This is a genomic window from Prevotellamassilia timonensis (assembly GCF_900106785.1).
GTDB lineage: Bacteria > Bacteroidota > Bacteroidia > Bacteroidales > Bacteroidaceae > Alloprevotella > Alloprevotella timonensis.
Genome location: NZ_LT629845.1, coordinates 707,633 through 730,256, shown reverse-complemented (window position 1 = coordinate 730,256; position 22,624 = coordinate 707,633). Strand labels below are relative to the sequence as shown.

At 46.0% G+C, this 22,624-nt stretch carries 19 protein-coding genes; 12 read left to right on the top strand and 7 right to left on the bottom strand.

The window, feature by feature from the left end; all coding sequences use genetic code 11:
- Positions 1 to 32: 32 nt before the first annotated feature.
- From BQ5453_RS11510 to BQ5453_RS11460, 12 genes are all read left to right on the top strand, one after another.
- Positions 33 to 845 (top strand): MBL fold metallo-hydrolase, encoded by an 813-nt coding sequence (locus BQ5453_RS11510; protein WP_071123309.1) that lies wholly within the window; start codon positions 33 to 35, stop codon positions 843 to 845.
- Positions 846 to 1,033: 188 nt separating this feature from the next.
- Entirely contained in the window at positions 1,034 to 2,308 is a 1,275-nt protein-coding gene (serS, locus tag BQ5453_RS11505; protein ID WP_022102456.1) for a serine--tRNA ligase, read from the top strand.
- A 102-nt stretch (positions 2,309 to 2,410) separates the two neighbouring features.
- A complete protein-coding gene (gene ruvX / locus BQ5453_RS11500; RefSeq protein ID WP_022102455.1) occupies positions 2,411 to 2,833 on the top strand; it encodes a Holliday junction resolvase RuvX in 423 nt (140 codons plus the stop codon).
- 119 nt (positions 2,834 to 2,952) lie between these two features.
- The gene (def, locus tag BQ5453_RS11495) at positions 2,953 to 3,513 is read left to right on the top strand and encodes a peptide deformylase (RefSeq protein WP_071123308.1); all 561 of its coding nucleotides are present in this window, start codon (positions 2,953 to 2,955) and stop codon (positions 3,511 to 3,513) included.
- A 22-nt stretch (positions 3,514 to 3,535) separates the two neighbouring features.
- Positions 3,536 to 5,542: a tetratricopeptide repeat protein gene (locus BQ5453_RS11490; protein WP_071123307.1), complete on the top strand. Its 2,007-nt coding sequence runs from the start codon at positions 3,536 to 3,538 to the stop codon at positions 5,540 to 5,542.
- Between the two features lie 34 nt (positions 5,543 to 5,576).
- Positions 5,577 to 8,717, top strand: coding sequence for a beta-galactosidase, LacZ type (lacZ, locus tag BQ5453_RS11485; protein WP_071123306.1), 3,141 nt, complete (start codon positions 5,577 to 5,579; stop codon positions 8,715 to 8,717).
- A 132-nt stretch (positions 8,718 to 8,849) separates the two neighbouring features.
- On the top strand, positions 8,850 to 9,314 hold the full coding sequence (locus BQ5453_RS11480) for a YceD family protein (RefSeq protein WP_022102451.1): 465 nt from the start codon (positions 8,850 to 8,852) through the stop codon (positions 9,312 to 9,314).
- A gap of 98 nt (positions 9,315 to 9,412) precedes the next feature.
- The gene (gene rpmF / locus BQ5453_RS13860; protein WP_022102450.1) at positions 9,413 to 9,598 is read left to right on the top strand and encodes a 50S ribosomal protein L32; all 186 of its coding nucleotides are present in this window, start codon (positions 9,413 to 9,415) and stop codon (positions 9,596 to 9,598) included.
- Between the two features lie 230 nt (positions 9,599 to 9,828).
- A complete protein-coding gene (locus tag BQ5453_RS11475; protein WP_022102449.1) occupies positions 9,829 to 10,830 on the top strand; it encodes a beta-ketoacyl-ACP synthase III in 1,002 nt (333 codons plus the stop codon).
- 369 nt (positions 10,831 to 11,199) lie between these two features.
- Positions 11,200 to 12,081: a GTPase Era gene (gene era, locus BQ5453_RS11470; protein ID WP_071123305.1), complete on the top strand. Its 882-nt coding sequence runs from the start codon at positions 11,200 to 11,202 to the stop codon at positions 12,079 to 12,081.
- Between the two features lie 105 nt (positions 12,082 to 12,186).
- Entirely contained in the window at positions 12,187 to 13,503 is a 1,317-nt protein-coding gene (gene der, locus BQ5453_RS11465; protein ID WP_071123641.1) for a ribosome biogenesis GTPase Der, read from the top strand.
- On the top strand, positions 13,455 to 13,931 hold the full coding sequence (locus BQ5453_RS11460) for a hypothetical protein (protein WP_143033396.1): 477 nt from the start codon (positions 13,455 to 13,457) through the stop codon (positions 13,929 to 13,931). Before der ends, BQ5453_RS11460 begins: the two co-directional genes overlap by 49 nt.
- A 1,187-nt stretch (positions 13,932 to 15,118) precedes the next feature.
- Here the strand turns inward: BQ5453_RS11460 and BQ5453_RS11455 are convergent.
- The 7 genes from BQ5453_RS11455 to BQ5453_RS11430 all read right to left on the bottom strand — a co-directional run bounded on the left by BQ5453_RS11455 (position 15,119) and on the right by BQ5453_RS11430 (position 22,584).
- On the bottom strand, positions 15,119 to 18,382 hold the full coding sequence (locus BQ5453_RS11455) for a hypothetical protein (protein WP_071123303.1): 3,264 nt from the start codon (positions 18,380 to 18,382) through the stop codon (positions 15,119 to 15,121).
- A gap of 34 nt (positions 18,383 to 18,416) precedes the next feature.
- Positions 18,417 to 18,758: a hypothetical protein gene (locus BQ5453_RS11450; protein ID WP_071123302.1), complete on the bottom strand. Its 342-nt coding sequence runs from the start codon at positions 18,756 to 18,758 to the stop codon at positions 18,417 to 18,419.
- On the bottom strand, positions 18,758 to 19,393 hold the full coding sequence (locus BQ5453_RS11445) for a hypothetical protein (RefSeq protein ID WP_071123301.1): 636 nt from the start codon (positions 19,391 to 19,393) through the stop codon (positions 18,758 to 18,760). The genes BQ5453_RS11450 and BQ5453_RS11445 overlap by 1 nt, the downstream gene beginning before the upstream one ends.
- A 13-nt stretch (positions 19,394 to 19,406) precedes the next feature.
- Positions 19,407 to 20,033 (bottom strand): hypothetical protein, encoded by a 627-nt coding sequence (locus BQ5453_RS11440; protein ID WP_071123300.1) that lies wholly within the window; start codon positions 20,031 to 20,033, stop codon positions 19,407 to 19,409.
- An 89-nt stretch (positions 20,034 to 20,122) separates the two neighbouring features.
- Positions 20,123 to 21,643 carry an SU10 major capsid protein gene (locus BQ5453_RS11435; RefSeq protein WP_071123299.1) on the bottom strand — a complete coding sequence of 507 codons (1,521 nt, stop codon included), beginning with the start codon at positions 21,641 to 21,643 and terminating at the stop codon, positions 20,123 to 20,125.
- 29 nt (positions 21,644 to 21,672) lie between these two features.
- Complete coding sequence (locus tag BQ5453_RS14355; protein WP_022102410.1) at positions 21,673 to 21,843, bottom strand: hypothetical protein; 171 nt, start codon at positions 21,841 to 21,843, stop codon at positions 21,673 to 21,675.
- Positions 21,844 to 21,846: 3 nt separating this feature from the next.
- Positions 21,847 to 22,584 (bottom strand): hypothetical protein, encoded by a 738-nt coding sequence (locus BQ5453_RS11430; RefSeq protein WP_071123298.1) that lies wholly within the window; start codon positions 22,582 to 22,584, stop codon positions 21,847 to 21,849.
- Positions 22,585 to 22,624 lie beyond the last annotated feature (40 nt).

Genomic DNA, 22,624 nt, shown 5'->3' with positions numbered 1-22,624 from the left:
TTGGCAACTTGCTAAAATAATCAAGACACATTATGTCACAATTCATATCATTAAGTTCAGGCAGCAGCGGCAACTGCTACTACTTGCAGGTTGACGACTATGGTTTAATAATAGACCAAGGTCTGAGCGTGCGAAAATTCAAGCAAATATGCTCGAACTATGGCTTGAGCATAGCAAAGATAAAAGCCATATTGGTGACGCATGACCATACCGACCACGTAAAAGGCGTGGGAGCTCTGTCGCGTGACTTTAGGATACCCGTGTACACATCGCAAGCCGTACATGACTCGATTATGCGCAATCACTTTGTATCGAAGAAGGTACCACTGAATCTGCAACATACTATTGAACGCGGAATAGAATTTGAACTTGGTCCATTCAAAATCACGTCATTTGCTGTGCCACACGACAGTGCCGATAACAATGGCTATAAAATAAGATGGGACGATAAGTGCTTTGTGCTGCTTACTGATGTAGGACACTTCAGTGATGATATGCCAGACATTATACACCAAGCCACGCATTTGGTGATTGAATCGAACTACGATGAACATATGCTCGTGACAGGGCGCTACCCACTACGCTTGCAAAAACGTATTAGCGGTCCTAACGGACATATCAGTAATGCCGAAACGGCTGTGTTCCTGGCAAGCAACCTTAATAGAGACTTAATAAAGAAGGTGTGGCTTTGCCATTTGAGTGCCGAGAATAATGTGCCACGCATAGCTTACGAAACGTGCGCCGAAAAACTCGCCGAAGCTGGATATATACTGAATGGCGAAAATCGGAATGTAAGCCTTGAAGTCCTGGCACGACAAACGCCATCGCTATTGACAGATTTGTAACATAACAATCCAGCAAAGCGATGATGAGGTGACAAGATTGTTCAGAATGACGGAGGAAGAGCTACCTTCAGATTTCTATCAACAAATAACAGCTATACTGCTGCAGGGCACACATTTGTAGCGCTAAAAACAATGTGGTTCGCAAAAAATTACTACTTTTGCGGTCAAACAATAATAAGAAAGAAGCTATGCTTACTATCAAACAAATTACTGACGACAAGGAAGCCGTTATACGCGGCTTGGAAAAGAAACACTTTAAGGGTGCACGCGAAGCTATTGAGGGCGTGTTGGCCTTTGACAATAAACGCAAGTCTGCTCAAGCAGAACTTGATGCTCTGAATGCCAAAGTAAAGACACTTTCGAAGAGCATCGGCGCCCTGATGAAAGAGGGCAAAAAGGACGAGGCTGAAACCGCGAAGAAAGAGGTGGCTGACATCAAGATAAAGAGCAAGGAACTTGAGGAAGTAATGAAACAGGCCGAGGACGACAAACGCGCCTTGTTATATACCATTCCGAATGTGCCCTACGACATTGTGCCCGAAGGCGTTTCGGCCGATGACAACGTGGTGGTTAAGACTGGCGGACACGACACCGTACTGCCACAAAATGCCCTGCCTCATTGGGAGTTAGCAAAGAAGTACAACTTGATAGACTTTGACCTGGGCGTAAAGATTACAGGTGCAGGATTTCCCGTATACATAGGTCAAGGTGCACGATTGCAGCGTGCGTTGATAAACTTTTTCCTTGACGAAGCCCGCAAGGCTGGATATACCGAGATCATGCCACCAACAGTGGTTAACGCTGCATCAGGATATGGCACGGGACAGTTACCCGACAAGGAAGGCCAAATGTACCACTGCGAGGTAGATGATTTGTATCTTATACCGACAGCAGAGGTGCCTGTAACAAACATCTACCGCGATGTCATTCTGAATGAAGAACAACTTCCAATTAAGAATTGTGCCTATACAGAGTGCTTCCGCCGCGAAGCTGGTAGCTATGGCAAGGACGTGCGTGGCTTGAATCGCTTACACGAGTTCTCGAAAATCGAAATCGTACGCATTGACACGCCCGAACACTCAGAACAGTCGCATCAAGAGATGTTGGCTCATGTAGAGGGCCTGTTGCAGAAGTTGGAACTCCCCTACCGGATACTACGTCTTTGTGGCGGTGACATGAGCTTTACTTCATCTATATGCTATGACTTTGAAGTTTATAGCGAAGCTCAAAAACGTTGGTTGGAAGTTAGCTCAGTATCAAACTTTGATACATATCAAGCAAACCGTCTGCAGTGCCGCTATCGTGGAAGTGACAAGAAAACTCATCTTTGCCACACACTTAATGGTTCGGCATTGGCCTTGCCCCGTATTGTGGCTGCCTTGCTCGAGGACTTCCAAACACCCGATGGCATTCGCATACCTAAGGCTTTGCAACCCTATATGGGCTGTGACATGATTAAATGAATTATTAAAGCAAAATAATATACCCAAAAACCTGCATACAGAAAATTTGTATGCAGGCTTTTGAGGTGTTAAGGTTTATTTTTCAGCTGCCATCTACCAGACATGCGCATTTTATCAATAGACTACGGGAAGAAACGTACCGGGATAGCTGTGACTGACCCAGCGCAAATTATAGCGAATGGGCTCGTTACCGTTGATACACATGAGTTGCTGAGGTTCTTGAAAGAATACACGGCAAAAGAATCTGTGGAACGCTTTGTTATAGGATTACCAACACAACCAGACGGGACTCCCTCGGAAAATCAGAAACGCGTATTGGCCTTTACAGAGAAACTGAAAAAAATGCTGCCCGAAATACCTGTCGATTTCTATGACGAGCGCTTTACCTCAGTGTTGGCAAATCGAGCTATTTTAGAAAGCGGTATTGGCAAGAAAAGGCGACAGACAGACAAGGGCCTGGTAGATGAAATTAGTGCCTGCATCATTTTGCAGAATTATATGGAAAGTCGCAAACTACTTTCATAAGCCCATGTGTATCAGAACAGCTTCTGGCAATAAGTACACAGGGTTTGTCTCTTTCTATAACAGCGTGATTATCACTTCTGCAAATATTGAATTTGCCAATAGGCTAAAATGGAACAATTATGATTTTACCAATATATACTTACGGCATGCCCGTACTCCGGAAGGAGTCGACGGACATCACACCTGATTATCCAGACTTAAAGCAATTGATTGCTGATATGTTTGAAACCATGTATCATAGCGATGGCGTTGGACTTGCAGCACCACAAATTGGCAAGGCTATCCGTGTGGTTGTAATAACGCTTGATGCTCTTAAGGACGATTTTCCAGAATATGAGGGATTTAATAAGGCTTATATCAACCCACATATTCTTGAGTATGACGACACCAACACCGAACTGATGGACGAAGGCTGCCTAAGTTTACCTGGGATAAACGAACCTGTGCGCCGCCCCACCCGCATACATGTGAAGTATCTGGACGAGGATTTTAATGAACACGATGAATGGGTTGATGGTTTCCTGGCTCGTGTTATGCAACACGAGTTTGACCACCTTGATTCGCATCTGTTCATTGACAGAATATCTCCACTACGCAAACAAATGATTAGAGGCAAACTAACACAAATGCTTAAAGGTAAATTCCGCTGTGCTTACAAAGTAAAATGCCCCAAGAAATGATGTAGGCATTTGTCTGTGTTCAATGAATAAGCAGATGTTTGAATACAATATAAGATATCATGCTACGAATTGTTTGTATCGCATTAGCCATAATGCGAGCAAAAGGTTCGTAGCATTTTTTATGACCATTATGTCTGCTATCGTACCATGTATAGCACAAATTGACGCAGAGATGGTGACATACATGGGGCGTAACGCACTGAGCGTTGACGATTATTTGACGGCAATTCATTATTTCAATCAAGCTATAGAAAGCAAGCCTTTTTTAGCAGCGCCTTACTATTACAGAGCCTATGCAAAGTTCACCCTTGAGGACTATCGTGGGGCTGAAACTGATTGTGACAAGAGCATTAATCTCAATCCGTTTCAAATGGAGGTTTACCAACTAAGAGCTTTATGCCGCATACACAATAACGACTTTACTGGTGCCGTGGACGACTATACACGCGTGCTGAAAAACAAACCCAAGGATCAAAATTCGCGCTACAACCGGTCTCTTTGCTACCTACAACTGAAGGACTATAAACAGGCTAATAAAGATTTGGACTATATGATGCGTACATGGCCAAACTATTACCGGCCTTATATGGTACGTGCACAAAGTTTGCTCGAACAAAAAGATACTGTATCGGCACTGGTGTGGATTGACAAACTATTGGAAAAAAATCCCCGTGATGGTAATGCTTGGGGATTTAAGGGACAGTATGCTCTAAGCAAAAAGCATTATACCGAGGCTGATTCGTGTTTGACTCATGCTATTAGTTATACTCCCAATGATTATGAATTATACATATCACGAGCTCAAGCCCGCCACGCGTTAGGCAAATTCGGCCTTGCCATAGCAGATTATGATCAAACGATTGCACTACAACCTACGCATTTTGTAGCCCACTATAACCGTGGATTACTACGCACGTTTGTAGGTGATTTGAATAATGCGATTTTAGATTTTGATTATATCATACAGGTGGAACCCAGCAACACTCTGGCTATATATAATCGCGCAGAATTACGCACAAAAGTTGGTAACTATAAAGGTGCAATTGCGGATTATACAAAACTTATACGGTCATACCCCAACTTTTATTATGGCTACTTGATGCGTGCTCAACTCCGACGCAAAATTGGAGACGTTAAGGGAGCTCTTAACGATGAAACCGTTGTTGCCAGGCATAATCTGGACGTTACATTCGGGCACACGAACAAGGTTTCCCGAAAGAGTGTACGTCTACGATCAGACCATGAATTGGACAAATATCAACAATTGGTGCAGGAGGATCCTGACACAGCACGCAACGTGTTCGGTACCTTCTTTGGCAAGGTTCAGAATGAACAGGTATCCGACGACTTGGCGCCGATGTTTGCCCCCGCTTTTTGCCATACAAGTGAGCGTGGTTATCATTCAGTTGGATTTATGGCTGAGATGGTGCGCTATAAACATGCAGAAGTTCCCAACAGGAAATATAGACTGACGGCTGAACATGAAACGAATAGTGCAGCAAACGCTGAATACGACGAAAAACGGGTCGAACGTGTTTCGAATGCGTGTAGCTTGATTGAGCTACATTTGTACAGGTCCTCCATAGCCATAGCAAAATACAACTATACAACTGCATTGAGCGAAGCGAGCAAAGCGATCAGTTGCGATTCGAGTTCTGTGGTAGCTTTGCTGCAACGCGCTAACGTGCTATACCACATGACCAATTCGGACAATACCGATAAAGAAAGGAAAAAGGAACTGCTTAAATTGGCACTTACAGACCTAAAATCAGCGTCGACCATATTGCCCGATAATGCGTATGTTCAATATAACATAGGTTGTATGCTGGCCATGCGACAACGTTATGATGAAGCATTGGAGGCTTTCACCGCAGCCCTTAAACTTGACAACCATTTGACTGAAGCTTACTATAATCGTGCAATCCTATATAAAAGGAAGAACATGAAACAGCAAGCCATAGAGGATTTCAGCAAATCGGGACAATTAGGCTATTATAAGGCGTACGCCCAAATCAAGCAAATCAAATAAAATACACGAATAATTTAACAGAAATAGATATCACATGCAAAAACTTATATTATTAGGTATTGCAGCAGCTTGTATTACAACATCTGCCGCACAAAAGAGTACGCACGAGCCCTACTGGCTAAATCCATCTGTCAACAGAATTGGTACTGAAACACCGCGCGCTGATTTTTTTGCTTTCGAGTCAATCACTGGAGCACAGTCTGGCGACAAAAGCGAATCAAAACGTTATATGACACTTGAAGGTAAATGGAAATTCAAATTTTCGAAGAATCATAACGAAGCTCCAGCGAATTTTTACCTTGTGAACTTTGATGACTCAGAATGGGAAGAATTTCCTGTACCTGGCATTTTTGAATTGAACGGACATGGCGATGCTACCTATAAAAATATAGGGTATGCTTGGGCCACACAGTTCAAGTCTAATCCTCCATACGTGGAGGAGAAAAATAACTATACTGGTTGCTATCGAAAGGAAATAACTGTTCCTGACAACTGGAAAGGTGATAAAATATACTTGCACGTGGGTTCGGCCACCTCTAACCTCAGTATATGGGTCAACGGCAAATTTGTAGGATACAGCGAGGATTCAAAATCCGCTGCCGAATTTGACCTTACCCCCTACCTCACCCCTGGAAAGAAAAACCTTATTGCCATGCAAGTCATGCGATGGTGCGATGGCTCATATTTTGAAGACCAAGACTTTTGGCGTTTGACAGGACTCGCACGCGAAGTATACCTGTACGCTCGGCCACAAAGCCACATTTCTGACATTTTTGTAACACCGGATTTGTGCGACAATTATACCAATGGTGTGTTAAACATTGAATTAAAGGGTGCTAACTGTAAAAATAAAACTGTCACACTAACCTTATTCGATCAAAAAGGTGCCGTGGTGAAATCACAAGATGTGCCCTTGGGCAACACAGCTAAATTAGCATGGAGGGTTAATAACCCACTAAAATGGACAGCAGAAACGCCTAATCTTTATAAGTTACGCGTAGATTTGAAGGACGGCAAAAAACTGCTTGAATGCCTTGAGCAGAATGTTGGTTTCCGCAAGATAGAAATCAAGGACGCACAATTCCTTGTAAACGGTCAACCCGTACTCATTAAAGGCGTAAACCGACATGAGATCGACCCCGATGGTGGTTATGTTGTCAGTGTTGATCGTATGTTGCAAGACATCAGACTGATGAAAGAAAACAACATTAATGCTGTACGCACAAGCCACTATCCCAATGACCCGAGATGGTATGATCTTTGCGATAAATACGGTCTTTATGTTATAGCAGAAGCTAACATCGAAACTCATGGAATGGGCTTTGGCAGCAGTTCACTGGCCAATGTACCCAAGTATGAACAGACTCACCTTGAGCGAAACCGCAACAATACTCAAATATTGAAGAATCACCCGTGTATTGTGATTTGGAGCCTTGGCAACGAGGCTGGCTACGGCGTAAATTTTGAAAAGGCCTACGACATGGTCAAAAAATATGACTCGTCCCGTCCCGTGCTGTACGAACGTGCACTGCAAAACCGTGGAACGGATATTTATGCCGAAATGTATTTGCCATACGATTATTGCGAATCCTACGCAAAACGAACAGACATAACGAAACCGCTGATTATGTGTGAATACGCTCATGCTATGGGCAACTCCGAAGGCGGATTTGGCGAATACTGGGATTTAGTGCGTAAATACCCTAAGTTCCAAGGTGGATTTATCTGGGACTTTGTAGATCAAGGTCTGAGAGCGAAGAATAAAAATGGCAAAGATATTTATGCCTATGGTGGTGATTTTGGACGTTATCCCGCAAGCGATCATAACTTTAATTGCAATGGTCTGTTCAACCCTGACCGTATAGCACACCCGCATGTTGACGAAGTCAAATATTTTTACCAAAATATATGGACAACACTCAAGGACAGTGCTAATGCCACACTTGACATTTATAATGAGAATTTCTTCAAATCGCTGAATAATATCTCTCTGAATTGGACATTGCTTTGCAATGGAAAGCAATCAGCCGCTGGTACCATTGCAGACATAGACGTAGCTCCACAACAACACGCAAGTATCCAATTGGAAGGTTATAAGAGGCCCACGTCTGCAGGCGAATATGTGCTGCAAGTTGAATATAGAATAAAGAACGACGATCAGCTTCTTAAAGCGGGCCATATTGTTGCCAAACAAGAATTCGTTCTGAGTCCGTATATATATCCTTCTTTGGAACAAGTTAAGCTTGAAATGCCTATCAGACCATTGACGAACAGCAAGGTCAAACCAGCAGTTACAAAAGACGAGCAACTTGCCTGCATCATACTCAACAGTGCTACTACAACCGTAACAATCAACAAGAATACCGGATTTATAGACTATATCGATGTAAACGGCAAACCTATTTTAGAGGACGGCTATTCTCTCAAGCCCGATTTTTGGCGTGCCCCCACAGACAATGACTATGGTGCATCGTTACAAACAAAGCTTGGTGTATGGAAAAACCCCACATTCAATCTTAAAAGTCTAAAAAGCGAGAATGAGGGTATTTGTCAAAAGGTTGTTGCGCAATATGACATGCCCGAAGTTAAAGCCTCTCTCACTCTAACCTACACTCTTAATTCACGAGGCAAGATTGTAGTTGAGGAACAATTCATACCTAACGACAGTTTGGCAAAATATCCCATAATGCCACGTTTCGGTATGACCATGGTTCTGCCGAAGGACTTCAATTACATACATTATTATGGACGCGGACCGATTGAGAATTACTGGGACCGCCATACTTCAACATTCTTGGGCGAGTATACACAAAGCGTATCTGAACAATATTCAGCTTATATACGACCGCAAGAGTGTGGCAACAAAACGGACGTTCGCTGGTGGAGTCTCTACAATGACGAAACACAGGAAGGTATCACGATTACAGCACCCAACCCTATCGAAATGAGCGCCCTTAATTACGAAACAGAGGATTTAGACGGTGGACCCGTTAAGGAAGCACATCAAATGCATTCAGGTGACCTAACTCCCCGTCCCTTTACCGTCGTACATATTGCACAACGTCAAATGGGATTAGGGTGTATTGACTCTTGGGGAGCATGGCCCTTGCCTCAGTATCGCATAAAATATGGCAATCACAACTTCTCATTTATCATTACACCCAACGCCAAGTGATCAATCCTTTCCCTATACTATCAAGAGGGAGTAAACTGGTGCGCATTTATGAGCAGAAGTTTCGTCCCGTCAACAAAAAACGGCATGAAAACTTTGATGTATCAATAATAAATTACTATCTTTGCAGCCGCTATGCAAAGTGAAAATCTCCTACATATCAATTTGGCGCATGCTGACGAAGCAGCTAAACGCCTTGACATTGAGCTGACTGATCGCTTCTTCGCTGACCTGGAGCAAGAAGAAATAAGTGGCGGAGACGTTCACGCCCGCATTATTGTTAAAGCATCTGCTGGTAATATCTATAAGGTGAGCATCAGCGTTGAGGGACAAGTGATCGTCCCCTGTGACCGCTGTTTGGACCCACTTACCATCGACATTGAGGCTTCAGACACTGTCAATATTAAAGATGGTGACGAAGAAGATGGAGATGCAGCAGAAATGCTTTATACCATTAAGGGTACGTCCGACTTTGACCTGTCGTGGATTGTCTATGAAATCATTGAGACATCCCTACCCATACAAAGGGTACACCCCGATGGTGAATGCAATAGTGAAATGCTTAGTTATATAACGAAAGAAGAACCTGAGCAAGATTAAAGGTCCTCTGTATGCGTCATGTGTTCAGACACTTGACAATGCTAAAGGGCAAACAGTTCAGACAGAAGTTTAATCCCAATTAAAACCAATAGAATAAAATGGCACATCCTAAAAGAAGACAATCAAAAACAAGAACTCTTAAGCGTAGAACTCACGACAAGGCAGTAGCTCCTACTTTGGCAGTATGCCCTAACTGCGGTGGTTGGCACATCTATCACACTGTATGCCCCACTTGCGGCTATTATCGCGGCAAGCTTGCCATCGTAAAGGAAGTGGCAGAGTAAAGTTTTGAGTGTTTTCTCACCAAACTTGACATCCGGTAGTTTAAGAGTTGGACTGCTCCTTGATGGTGTATCCGCCTGTCTGTACAATAGCCAGCCGCTGATATAGCTCAAGCGAGGAAACGCGGCTCTTAAACTACTTTTTTTCAACAATATTGTTTGCAACCATTGATACAAGGCGCGTTTTGTGTCAGAACAATGATTGCACAACGTCAACAATAGTTCCTATCCCTATGGAAAAAATAAATGCTGTCATTACAGGTATAGGCGGGTACGTTCCTGAATACGTGCTGAACAATGATGAACTTTCGCGCATGGTAGACACCAACGACGAGTGGATCATGACACGCATTGGTATCAAGGAGCGCCGCATACTTAATGAAGAAGGCTTGGGTACAAGCTATATGGCACGCAAAGCCGTGAAGCAACTCCTTGAAAAAACTGGTACAGACCCACAAGAAATTGACTGCGTCATTGTTGCAACCACGACTCCCGACTATCACTTTCCATCAACATCAAGTATTGTGATTGGCCGTTTGGGCATGAAGAATGCTTTCGCCATTGACATGCAGGCCGCCTGTTGCGGATTTTTGTTTGCAATGGACGCTGCTGCAGGCATGATACAGAGTGGACGTTACAAGAAAATAGTAGTTTGTGGTGCGGATAAAATGTCATCCATCGTTGATTACACCGATCGCGCTACATGCCCTATCTTTGGCGATGGAGCAGCTGCTGCCTTAGTAGAACCTTCAATAGAAGAAGGCATAGGTTGGCAAGACAGCTACTTGCGTACAGATGGTAAGGGCCTGCCCTTCCTGTGTATGAAAGCTGGCGGCAGTGTATGCAGCCCGTCATACTTTACCATAGACCACCGCATGCACTATTTGCACCAAGAGGGTCGCACCGTATTCAAATTCGCTGTTACAAACATGAGTGACGCTTGTGCTAAAATAGCAGAGCGCAACAACCTCACCAAAGATAATATTGCGTGGGTTGTACCACACCAGGCAAATGTAAGAATCATCGAAGCTGTTGCCAATCGCTTGGAACTTCCTATGGATAAGGTAATGCTCAACATTCAGCGATATGGCAATACATCTGCTGGTACTTTGCCCTTAGCCTTATGGGACTACGAGAAGCAGCTTAAGAAGGGCGACAACATCATTCTCTGTGCCTTTGGTGCTGGATTTACATGGGGCGCAGCATATATGAAATGGGGTTACGACGCTAAATAATGCGCTTACGTTAAACTTTATCTCATAAAAAACAGTAGTGCGAATACACCGACTAAGCATATAAGTAATGGTGAAAGAATAAGTTGACCAATTTTGGTCTGTATTTTCGTTGGTTTTCGAATTTTGAAGAGGTAGCATAGCGGGCTATGTGACCGATGACAAATTTCAGAAACGACAAAAAGACAGGACAGAAGAAAAGACTCCTTACTCCACAAAATTGGTCAAGTTATTTTTTCACCATTACTAATTCCCCGTATGGCATGTGCAAAGGCGGTGTATCCGCATTATTACTTATTTTACAAGTAACACAGCAAGTGCTCAAATTTTGAACATCTCGCTTCCTTTACCATTTTCCTCACGACTTACCCCATGCACAAAGCAGGATTTGTTAATATTGTAGGCAACCCCAATGTAGGCAAATCAACACTGATGAACCTATTGATGGGCGAACGCATATCCATAGCCACATTCAAGGCACAAACTACGCGACACAGAATTATGGGCATCATCAACAGTGATGATGCGCAGATTGTCTTTTCAGACACACCGGGTGTACTGAAGCCTAATTACAAGTTGCAAGAAGAAATGTTGGCTTTTTCAGTGTCAGCACTGCAAGACGCCGACGTGCTGCTGTACGTGACCGATGTGGTAGAAAAACCGGACAAGAATAACGATTTCCTTGAAAAGGTGAAACACATGAATGTGCCGGTTTTATTGCTTATAAACAAAATAGATATTTCTGACCAAAAGAGTTTAGAGAATCTGGTGACAACATGGCATGAATGTCTGCCTAAAGCTGAAATATTCCCTATCTCGGCAAAAGTAAAATTCAATGTTGATAATGTGCTAAACCGTATTAAGGAGTTGCTACCCGAATCGCCCCCATACTTTGGCAAAGATCAATGGACTGACAAACCTGCACGCTTTTTCGTAACAGAAATCATTCGAGAAAAGATTTTACTCTATTACAACAAAGAAATACCTTATGCAGTCGAGGTGGTTGTCGAGCAATTCAAGGAAGATGACAAACACATACATATCAACGCTGTTATATACGTTGAACGCGACAGTCAAAAGGGCATTATCATTGGCCACAAAGGCGTGGCATTAAAAAAAGTCTCGTCAGAAGCGCGAAAGACACTTGAAAAGTTCTTTGGAAAAAGCATCTACTTGGAAATCTTTGTAAAGGTAGACAAAGACTGGCGGAGCAATACCAAACGCCTTGAAGCATACGGCTATAAGTTGGATTAACTCACAGGAGGTCACTTCTGTTGCATGAAACTGCACGCAACAAAGAATGCCACGACCACAAATGCCCTAAACAAATTATCATACCTTATTAAAACAAGAAATAACGTGTCAAAATTAGTAGCCATAGTAGGCCGACCTAATGTCGGCAAATCAACTCTGTTCAACCGCCTTACGGGAACACGCCAGGCCATTGTCAGCGATGAAGCCGGCACTACACGTGACCGTCAATATGGCAAATGCGAATGGGGCAAACAAGAATTCTCAATTGTCGACACCGGCGGTTGGGTTGTTAAATCTGACGATATATTCGAAGGCGAAATACGCAAACAGGTGACATTAGCCACAGAAGAAGCTGATGTCATCTTATTCGTTGTCGATGTAAAAAATGGCATAACCGACCTTGATGCAGAAGTTGCCACTATCTTGCGACGCACAAAAGTTCCCGTAATTCTTTGTGCCAACAAAACAGATAATAATGAAGAACGTTACGGATCTGCAGAATTCTACAAATTAGGACTTGGCGATCCTTTCTGCATTTCAGCAATCACAGGTAGTGGTACAGGCGATCTGCTTGACCTTATTATTGAGAAACTGGGCAAGGAAAAGGACGATGATGCCGCAGAGGATAATATACCTCGTTTCAGTGTCGTAGGCAGACCTAATGCAGGCAAAAGCAGCATCGTTAACGCATTCCTTGGCGAGGACCGTAATATTGTCACCAATATTGCAGGTACAACGCGCGACAGTATCCTCACGAGATACACAAAGTTCGGATTCGATTTTTACCTTGTTGACACCGCCGGCATACGACGCAAAAACAAGGTTACAGAAAATCTTGAATTTTATTCTGTCATGCGAGCTATTCGCTCGATTGAAAATTCTGATGTGTGCATTTTGATGATTGACGCCACTCGTGGCATTGAAAGTCAAGACTTGAATATCGTGCAAATCATTCAGAAAAATCAAAAGAGTTTGGTAGTAGTGGTAAACAAGTGGGATTTGGTTGAGGACAAATCGAACACGGCTATTAAGCACTTTGAAGATGCCATTCGCAACCGTATGGCTCCGTTTGTCGATTTCCCGATAATCTTTGCCTCGGCTGTTACTAAACAACGAATATTCAAGGTTCTTGAAATAGCAAAAGACGTTTACCTCGCCCGCAAGCGTCGTGTTTCAACATCAAAGCTCAACGAGGAAATGTTGCCACTGATTGAATCCTATCCCCCACCCTCAATCAAAGGCAAATACATTAAAATTAAATATTGCGCCCAAGTACCTAACACCCAGGTTCCTTCGTTTGTTTTCTATGCCAATCTGCCACAATACGTAAAGGAACCATACCGGCGTTTTCTCGAAAATAAAATAAGAGAAAGATGGAACTTTTCGGGCACGCCAATAAATATCTTTATACGCCAAAAGTGATGTCACGTTGTTATAGCTTGTGTGCTAACATGGCTGCTGCTTTGTTTATAGCCATTACCACAGCATGCAATTCCAAGTCATCAGCCAATACAGAAAAAGGGCTGTATACGGATAATTCTGATTCTATGGCCGTTGCATACTATACGATGCAGGCCAACGGGCAATATAACGAATATGTAGGAGCAATGCAGTCATGCGATGGCATGCCTTCTGACTACAAAAATAACATTGTTTCTATGTTACGTCATCACAATCAGGATATCAAAAACGAAAAACTTGGTGTCAAGCGAGTTGCAGTACTGCGCTCTGAAATGCACAACAGCGACCAACTGGCTAACGTTTTCTTGAATGTTACATATAATGATGGCAGTCAAGAAGAAGTGATGGTCACTTTAGTACATGATAATAATATATGGCGTATGCAATAAGCGCCTCTTTATATAGGGCTATTCAGGAAATACATCACTTAATGATTTTCTGAATAGCCCTAAATTATTCTTCAGCAAACATACAAGGATAGCAGCCCTTTTTCGTAAGCATCCCATGCAGGCCGTATTATATAAACAAATATGGCTTATTTCCTGACCTCGTCAATGTGTCACCCAATCAAATGACGCAACTCATCGTTTTTCAATATGCGCCGTTCAATGGCACAAAAAAGTGATGAAGTTGGGATATTGTGGTGTGTCATTGTTTGTGAGTTATGAGATTTACCGCTAACGCGGAAACAAAAGGACATAAGTACATAAGAACAAAAGAGTTTCAAGACATACGGGCATGGACTTGCGTCCATGTGCCCTCAAGAACATAAGAGCTACGCCGTTACGACATTGAGCGTCATAAACAAAGAAACTATAGCATTAAACGCTACGGCGTCAGCCCTTATGTTCTTAAGGGCACATGGACGCAAGTCCATGCCCGTATGTCTTGAAATACTTTTGTTCTTATGTCCTTATGTTCTTATGTCATCCGCGTTAGCGGCTGATAAATAACGCTACGGCGTAGCCCTTATGTCTCTTGAGGCCACCCGGACGATAGTCCGTGGCCGTCAGCCGCGCAGCGGCCTTGTGTGTTTATTATGATGTAAACTTATGTTGCTTATGTTTTCCGCGCTAAGCGGCTAACACAAACGTCATATCTTATGTTCTTATGCCCTTATGTTCTTATGTCTCCCGCGTTAGCGGCTACCAAGCCACCCCACGGCGTCAGCCCTTATGTCTCTTGAGGCCACCCGGACGTTAGTCCGTGGCCGTCAGCCGCGCAGCAGCCTTATGTGTTTCTTATGTAAACCTATGTGCTTATGTCCCCGCGGTAAGCGGCTAACACAAGTCTCCCGCATTAGCGGATAGCTACAAACTAAATTCACCATAGTCGTCACTGCAAACTAAGTCAATGCGTCACCCAATCAAATGACATATCTCATTGTTTTTCGACATGCGTCATTCACAATGGCACAAAAAGTGAGGAAGTCAGGAGCAAGAAAAAACGGAACGTACTACCAGGGAGTACTCCCCCACCCCAATATATTTCCGACCGGATTACACCGGTATTCATAAAATGCAAGAACGGAGTCCGGACACTATCCGAACCCCGTTCTACTCGTTTTAACACCTACTTATAACCCCAACTTCTGTTTTATTTGATTAAGAAGACGCTTATCAGCAATGGTCATGATGCAAGGAGTATCATCTGAGGCCTCGGATATATATTCACCAACAGCTCCTTCGCGAACCGCATAGTATTTATCGTTGGTGTCGCATAAGTACTTGCCGACAAGAGTGTCAGCAGTACCATGCAACCAATAATCAAGACGATATCGCACAAACTTGGTTGCTTCGATGGGTAAGCCAAACCAAACACATTGTTTGTTTGGATTGTTTTCATCGTACCCGACCGAAATATACACGCCAAAAGAAGCACCTGGGGTATAATCACGTTCTTCAGCATTCCGATAAATATCAGCAGCAATTTGTGTATTCCTAACATCTCCAGGAACACTAATTACATTACTCTTGCCAACATAGCCTTCCACGTCATTTGCCTGTCGTCGGGCATTGAAATCAGCAAACGCACCCTGTAGCTGAGTCTTGTCTTCAGAACTCATGAAGCCATTTCTACTCTTCGTAGCCAAAGGCTTACACTGTTCCAAATCATATATACGCTTAGCCTGTTCCGTAATACTGTTGCCAAAGGAATCCATCGAAGCCGCAATCACATCGAGCTGCGCTTTATCAGCAGCAGACATCAACCCGGCTTTTTCACTTGTTGCAGCATCATGCAAATCACTATACGAAGGTATAACACATTCTCGCGACACTATATATTTTGTAGCCGTACCTATAGACAACCCAGCACTGTCTTTATTAGGGGCATACACTTTTCCATCATTCAGACGGAACGCTACGTGAGTTCCATACGCGTAAAGCTGTGCCTCGGTTTGCCCTATAACTTGCTGACAATCATATCGCTCTATGTTGGTCGCACTTTTACGCAACCCGAACCATATCATATACTTCTTGCTGTCTACATCAGACTTTATGCCTTGCGTGCAAAATACTTCAAAAGGACTTCCTTTTGTGTATTCTGTTGGAGTAGAACTGTCGTATACAGTCTTATCAACAGCGCCACCTAATGTGCTGTTATTTGTATCGAAAATATTATTGGGGCCAAATAGTATTGTGCCTCCGGTGGCTTCGTACAAGTTTTTTGCAGCGCGGGCACCTTCGGCAGAAATATTACCTAAGCTATCTAATTTACTCTTGTCGGTAGCTGTCATCACACCTGCCTTGGCCGAAGTGGCTTGTGATATACTTAGCTCTCTCGTGCCGCCTGTGGTAAAAATCGGGGTTACAATCCTTACCTCTGTGGCCGTGGAATTTTGCTCGCGCAGTTCAAATGCGTCAAGGCGTGCGTATATGTCGCGACGCATTAGGCCATTACTTCCCGTCCATGCGTTTGGCAGCTGCACCTGGCTGTAATTCTCCTCTGCCTTGTCATTGTTCGCGCCCCAATGCTTGAATCGCAGAAACAGATTGAAATCGCTGTGCTTGTATATCCACATCTTGCTGCTCAACACCGTGCGAGTGTTATCGCTACCACCTTGCGAGTAAATGTATTTTTTCCCATCGCCTGCAGCACCACCTTGCAGCGTTGGCACCATTCTCTTAAACTGTTCATCAAGTGGGCAATACCATTTGCTTGCCTGCAACTTTTCAAAATAGCTTGGGTCGCTCTCACCTGCATTTGAAAAGAACTTAAAACCAAGGTTCTTGCGATAGAACTTGGGGTAATCGTATGTGTGCTTATGTTCACTCGTAATTAGTGAACCATCGTCCCCGAGCGTTATGTGCGTTAACAAGTTCAGCACAAGACAATGTTTCATGGTGTCACTATGCGTAAACAGCAAGCCCACACGATTGCCTTCATCGTCCACCACAACGTAAATGGGTTTAGCATTTTTGCACTTTACCATGTCTACTACAACACCGCCTTTGCCATCTTCTTTCATAAAATAGGTGTCAAGTTGCGAAACATTGATACTTGCCGATATGCTGTCGCCAATAGAAGCCCATGTACCCCATTTGCCCTCCTGATAATAGCGCACGAGGGTGGTGTAGTGCCCGGGGGCGTTGATGGTGGCAAGGGCCGTGGCTTCGGCTGTAGTGATGATGGAGCCGGTGATGGTCTGCATGAGCACCTTGTCGCCCACGTTGAGCACGGCCAGGGTGACGGCCAGGGGTATGCCCCAGCAGCTGAGGTGGTGTGTGCCCTGTGCGGTGTCGGGGCCCATAGCGTCGAGGGCGGTGTTAAGGGCCTTGAGAGTGGTGAGGTTGTCGGGGTCGGGGTGCAGGTGTTTGCCCAGGCCGCTGAGCAGTGTCTTGTCGGAGGCCGTCATCACACCTGCCTTGGCCGAAGTTGCTTTCGTGAGCGTAAGCACTTTGTTGCCACTATCGTCAAAACGTGTGTAGTTCACTTTGACTGCGTCCAACGTACTCTGTCCTTCTGCCAAAGTATGATTATTCAATCGTGCATACACGTAAGGGTTCATTAGTCCCCATTTATCATTCGATACACAACCCATTAGCATCACTTGGCAATAGTCCTGCTGGGCAGTGTCATTATTAGCTCCCCACTTCTTGAACCGCAAAAACAAATTACCATCTGTATGCGTGTAAGTCCACATCTTGCCGCTCAATACCGTGCGAGTTTCATCTGATGCCGATGAGTACACATAGTCCTCACTTGTGCCTTGAACGCCATTTTGGGCTGTGGAGCCACCAATTGCGACAAGTGTGCCATTACCCCAACGGTAGGTCTTATTCGTGCTCACGTCTATGAATACCTTGCCGCTGCGGGGCACACGGCCTTTCAGAGTGCCCTTGCCGTAAAGGTCACCGTCTATCCAGTTGTTGTAGTAGGTCACTTGCTTCACACCCCAGGCTGCATCGGTGGTCGTGGTGCAGGCTATCACAAAACATTCTGTGCTCTTGTTGTACACCACACTGCAGTCCTTGTCTGTCGAGGAGTTTTCGAGCGAATTTGATTGCACCGTAACACCACTTACCATGCCGCCAAATTCCAACACATCGTCCACATAGTCGGGTAGATACTGCGAAGGTACCTGGTTCTGTTCGTCCAAAGGTGCAAGCCCGTTGGGCTGTCCTTTAGTGTTCTTGAACGATGTGAGGTCTTTCTGCACACCGCTGATGCTGCCAGCAAGTTCGGTCTTGTTGTCGCTGACTGTCTTCTTCAGAGTGCTGATGTCGCTCTGGGCCGTACCCATTTGGGTGTTGAGTGTGTTGATACTGTTGCCTTGCGTGCCCTGAGTAGAGCCAAGACTGCGTATATCTTCCTTGTTCTTGCTTACATCAACTCTCAAGGCGTCAATATACTTCGTACTGTCAACTACCGGGTTACCCCCTCAGCAGCGGATTACCTTTGCTGTCAACCTGAGCCACCCACGCACCACCGTCAGCCACATAAAGCTGCCCAAGATGATCTGACGCCACACTGCCTTCTATGGTCACCAATGCCCACCACCCATCATGCGGATTGGGGTATGCCTCGCGTAGCTGTGCCGCCGTCTTGAACAGGCCTTTGTTCGGACCTTTTATGTTCTTGGCATCGAGCCAGCCCTCAACGGTCAGGTTGTGGCCAACCTTCAACGAGCCGCGCACAGTGGCATTGCCGCCTACATTAGCGTCCCTGCCGATGGCTACATCGCCGTCTATCTGTTTCGTCGGTATTGAACTCATTATTCAAAAATGCTTTTTGCCAAGGTGTTCATTGCAGCTGCCTGCTCGCTTGCACCATAGGCGGTTAATACTAATGCTGCGGTCATGTAGACCACGGCGGTATAACAACGCTCCGAGATGTCTATGCCATCGTATTCGTCTATCTCCGGATAAGGTATGTAAGAGGCGCGCTTGACATATGCGTCTTCGCTGTTGCACGAATAGAACTCCAACGCCTTGCCCTCTGCACGGTTCACTATGGCACATACAGGCTTCTGAACATTGCCGCGGATACCCTTGTATCTGGAAGATTGAAGATCATACAATGGGTCATCAGCAGATATAGCCATATAGCAGGTACGTTCCCAGTCGCTCATGCGAAAGGCTACAAGACGCATGAAATCATCGGGCAGCAGAGTCCAACCGCTGCCGTTACGCTCCCAGTAGATGGCATCGCCAAACACGTGACCCTCTTCCAAGTAGCGAACGGGAGCGGACGACTCTACACGCCTCACGGCTTCCACTATCTTTGAGCGAATGATGTCATTCAACGACAGGGTGTCTACGTCCTCATCGCTGATGAGCTGCTCGCCGGTCTTGTTCTCGTCAATGGCTATACGCACGTCTCGCTCCACAATTTCGATTTTGTACACCATGTCGTCTGCGTCGTTAGTCTTTCACAAAAGATATCTTCACGCCGTAGGTCTCACCCGCAGCAATAATCTCGGCTCGCGTCTTGAGCGCACCTTTCACGCCAAACGTGTTAGCAAGGTAGTCCTTGGCTTCTTGGTTCGTGCAAAACTCCACCTCGGTAGGGGTTGCAGCTCCTTCGGCTGCTTTGTCCTCAGCCTCTCCTGTGGCTTCTGTAGTTGCCTCTGTTGCATCGGGAGCTGTTCCTGTTACGGCCTCCATGCTTCCCGCCACATCTTCCACAACCGTATCTTCTTCCTTAGCAGGGGCTGCGCTGTCAGCGGCTTTCTCCACCTTTACAGCAGGACTGGCAGCAACCTTGGCTCGTGCCGTCTGTGCACTTGCTGTGTGGTTACGCTCAATGCGGACCTCCTCGTCAAGTTCTATGGCATTCACCACTCTGATGCGGCCGCGCTTGAAATCGCGGCTGTTCTCGATGGCGTGCTGCACAAGGAAGTCGCTGGTGGTGTAGTGTGCCGGGTTCTGGCCTAACGAGGTGATGGAACCGTCTGTGAACAAAACTTTGAGCGTGGCGCGTCCTATTTTGATGATGGATTGGTACTCCATCATGCCGAACACTCCGTAGGTTATTTTCTTCTTTTTCATTGACATTGAATGTTATAATAATAAAGGCGGACGGCATTGCTACCTATCCGCCTCTATTGATTGATGAATTGGTTGTTTGAATTTCGGGGTTACTCCGTGGACATTACGTCACCTGTATACTCTGCCCATGCGGTATTCTTATACTGCCACATCTGACCGCTGACGGCTTCTGCATTGATGCCGGGGCAGTCCTGCAACAGATAGTACACACCACCCTCAACTGGTGTGGCAGGGGCTTCTGCGCTGTCCCACAAGTGAATTTGTGTGGCTGTGGTGTTCTCGTTGTCGCCCTCACCGTTAATCCAGATGTGGCATGAGCCTTTGAGTGCGAGTGCGTCCCACACAAGAATTGACTCGCGTGTTGCCTCTTCGCCCTCCACACGGTCTTTCGACGAGTGTTCTGCAGAGTACTGGTAGTGCACCAGTCGGTCGGGGGCCACGATGAACGCGGAGTTGCTCCACTTCAAGCGGTCGAGGGTCGGGTCGTGCTTGAACTCGATGTCGCCGAACACAGTGTGGAAGTTGGTCACTACCCAGCCCACGGGATTGGTCTTGGTGGTAATCTGAATTTCGGGGTGCTTCGAGTAATCAATGCACTGGATATTCTCCAAGAAGTTCTTGCCTGAAAGGGCAATCACACTCTTGGGCACGTCCTCGCCCGTGAATGTCATCTTGGCCAAAGCGATGATTTCCTCCACTGTCCACTTGCCCATATGCTGGAGTTCTTTCTTCACTTGGTAGCGGACACCCTCCGTAAAGTAGATGACCTGCGCACCTACCTCGGGTGTCTGCACGGTCATCTTGCCCTTGCGTCCAGCATAGAGGGTTCGGTTGCCGCGCACCTTGAAGTTGGTGATGGCGGCTTCGGCGATGACGGCCTTGCCAAACGGAATTTTCTTCTTCTGCGCATCATAGTAGTCGGACACAATCTGGTTCATGCCACGCTTCTGCAGGTACACGGTGGTTCCCTGCGGAACAATGAGGTCGGGATCTACCTTCTTCTGCGTTTCGTAGAGGGCGTTCGAGAGTACGATGAGCGTGGAACCTGCAGGAATTTCGGGTGTGGTGCAGCTCTCGTCGGTAGTGTTGGCCTTCGGGCCGTTCACAGCTCTCACGATTGGGTTGCTTGTCGTAGGGTCTTGGCCTGTCACGAACAGCATGAGGTCTTTGCCGGGGGTCTTGGTCTTGCCGTCCTCGGCATAGCCGTCAACGCCCTTGACAAGCAACGTGCCGTAGGGACGAGGTATTTCTGCATCGCTTGCGGGAAGCGGAAGCACAAAATTTTTGCCTGCGCCTGCGGTTACCTTGGTAGTCGTGGTCACGCTGGAACGTGGCTCGTCAATCATGTAGTGCTCTACCTCGGGGGAACCCACCTTTACCTTTCGCGCTTTCAGCATGAGCTGCATAAGCGGGGTGTCGTCACTCTTGAACTTGTAGAGTTCTTGGTCGAGGTCTGTCTGCACGAGATTGCCCGGACCTACTCCGCCTGTCGCACCTGCCACACCGCTGACGGTAGTGGCAGCTCCCGGCACTTGGCTCTGCACGCCGGCTGTGCCTGGTGCAGGGGTGGTGGTTGTCGTACCACCTACTTGTACGGTTTCTCCGTCCATGTCTTGTAATTTTTAGTTTGTGAATAATGTTACTTGTTATCGGTCTGTACGAGTTTGCCGGGGGCTATACCGCCTGTCGCACTCGCGAGATTGCTTACTGTTGCCATGCCGCCCGGCACTTGGGTATATAGTCCTGCACTGCCTTTGAGGGGGGGGCGCCGCTTGCCATCGGCTGGAAACTTGACTACTTCTCCTTTCATGGGCTACATGGCTTCATTGGCGAGGTCAAAGATGCTCTGCGATTTCTGTCCGCTTCCAGCGTTTCCGTTCTTGCCGTTCAGTGGTGACGTACCGTCGCCCTTGTTCTGCTTGCGCAGCCCCTCCACAATCTTGGCGTTGCGTCCTGCCACACGACCCTCTTCGCTGGCATTGGCCACGTCGCTGTCGTGGTTGATGGCATTGACGAACATTTCCAAGGTCTCGCGCGAGAACTTGCCCATCACGCCGTCTTTCACCACGGTGAGCATGGCATCGGCCACGGCATCTATCTGTTCATCGCTCATGCCGCGCTCTTCTTGGAACTGACGAAGGGTTTCAAGACTTGCGTCCATGTTCTTCTCATATTCCTCGTCGAGCTGCTTCGATCTGGCCACACGCTCCACATATTCCCTGTTGGCTTCGGCTATCTTGTCCTGCATCTCGGGATTGTCGAGCACGTCCTTGATTTCGATGCCGAAGTTCTTCACAAGGCCGAGCACAGGGTCTTGCCCGTTGTGCATGTCGGCAAGGAACTGGGCGCTCCTCGGGTCGGCCGAAAACATGTCGCCCAAGGCTTTCTCACGGCCTCGGTAATCGTCCAAATCATGCTCGTATTGGTCGTAATCGTCGGAAATCTGACCGTAGATTTCCTCGTCGTCCTCGAATTTCTTGCCGGGGTATTTCTTCCTCAGCCGCTCCAGCTGCTGGTCGCGTCTGCTCTTAACTTGGTTATTTTCAGCCATTTTCTTCTTTTAATTTAGGATGTGCCATATTCAGTGCAAA

Bases quoted from the DNA above. Each gene is read 5' to 3' on its own strand.
- BQ5453_RS11510 (WP_071123309.1), top strand. From the start codon at position 33: ATGTCACAATTCATATCATTAAGTTCAGGCAGCAGCGGCAACTGCTAC.
- serS (WP_022102456.1), top strand. From the start codon at position 1,034: ATGCTTACTATCAAACAAATTACTGACGACAAGGAAGCCGTTATACGC.
- ruvX (WP_022102455.1), top strand. From the start codon at position 2,411: ATGCGCATTTTATCAATAGACTACGGGAAGAAACGTACCGGGATAGCT.
- def (WP_071123308.1), top strand. From the start codon at position 2,953: ATGATTTTACCAATATATACTTACGGCATGCCCGTACTCCGGAAGGAG.
- BQ5453_RS11490 (WP_071123307.1), top strand. From the start codon at position 3,536: ATGAATAAGCAGATGTTTGAATACAATATAAGATATCATGCTACGAAT.
- lacZ (WP_071123306.1), top strand. From the start codon at position 5,577: ATGCAAAAACTTATATTATTAGGTATTGCAGCAGCTTGTATTACAACA.
- BQ5453_RS11480 (WP_022102451.1), top strand. From the start codon at position 8,850: ATGCAAAGTGAAAATCTCCTACATATCAATTTGGCGCATGCTGACGAA.
- rpmF (WP_022102450.1), top strand. From the start codon at position 9,413: ATGGCACATCCTAAAAGAAGACAATCAAAAACAAGAACTCTTAAGCGT.
- BQ5453_RS11475 (WP_022102449.1), top strand. From the start codon at position 9,829: ATGGAAAAAATAAATGCTGTCATTACAGGTATAGGCGGGTACGTTCCT.
- era (WP_071123305.1), top strand. From the start codon at position 11,200: ATGCACAAAGCAGGATTTGTTAATATTGTAGGCAACCCCAATGTAGGC.
- BQ5453_RS11460 (WP_143033396.1), top strand. From the start codon at position 13,455: ATGGAACTTTTCGGGCACGCCAATAAATATCTTTATACGCCAAAAGTG.
- BQ5453_RS11450 (WP_071123302.1), bottom strand. From the start codon at position 18,758: ATGAGTTCAATACCGACGAAACAGATAGACGGCGATGTAGCCATCGGC.
- BQ5453_RS11445 (WP_071123301.1), bottom strand. From the start codon at position 19,393: ATGGTGTACAAAATCGAAATTGTGGAGCGAGACGTGCGTATAGCCATT.
- BQ5453_RS11440 (WP_071123300.1), bottom strand. From the start codon at position 20,033: ATGAAAAAGAAGAAAATAACCTACGGAGTGTTCGGCATGATGGAGTAC.
- BQ5453_RS11435 (WP_071123299.1), bottom strand. From the start codon at position 21,643: ATGGACGGAGAAACCGTACAAGTAGGTGGTACGACAACCACCACCCCT.
- BQ5453_RS14355 (WP_022102410.1), bottom strand. From the start codon at position 21,843: ATGAAAGGAGAAGTAGTCAAGTTTCCAGCCGATGGCAAGCGGCGCCCC.
- BQ5453_RS11430 (WP_071123298.1), bottom strand. From the start codon at position 22,584: ATGGCTGAAAATAACCAAGTTAAGAGCAGACGCGACCAGCAGCTGGAG.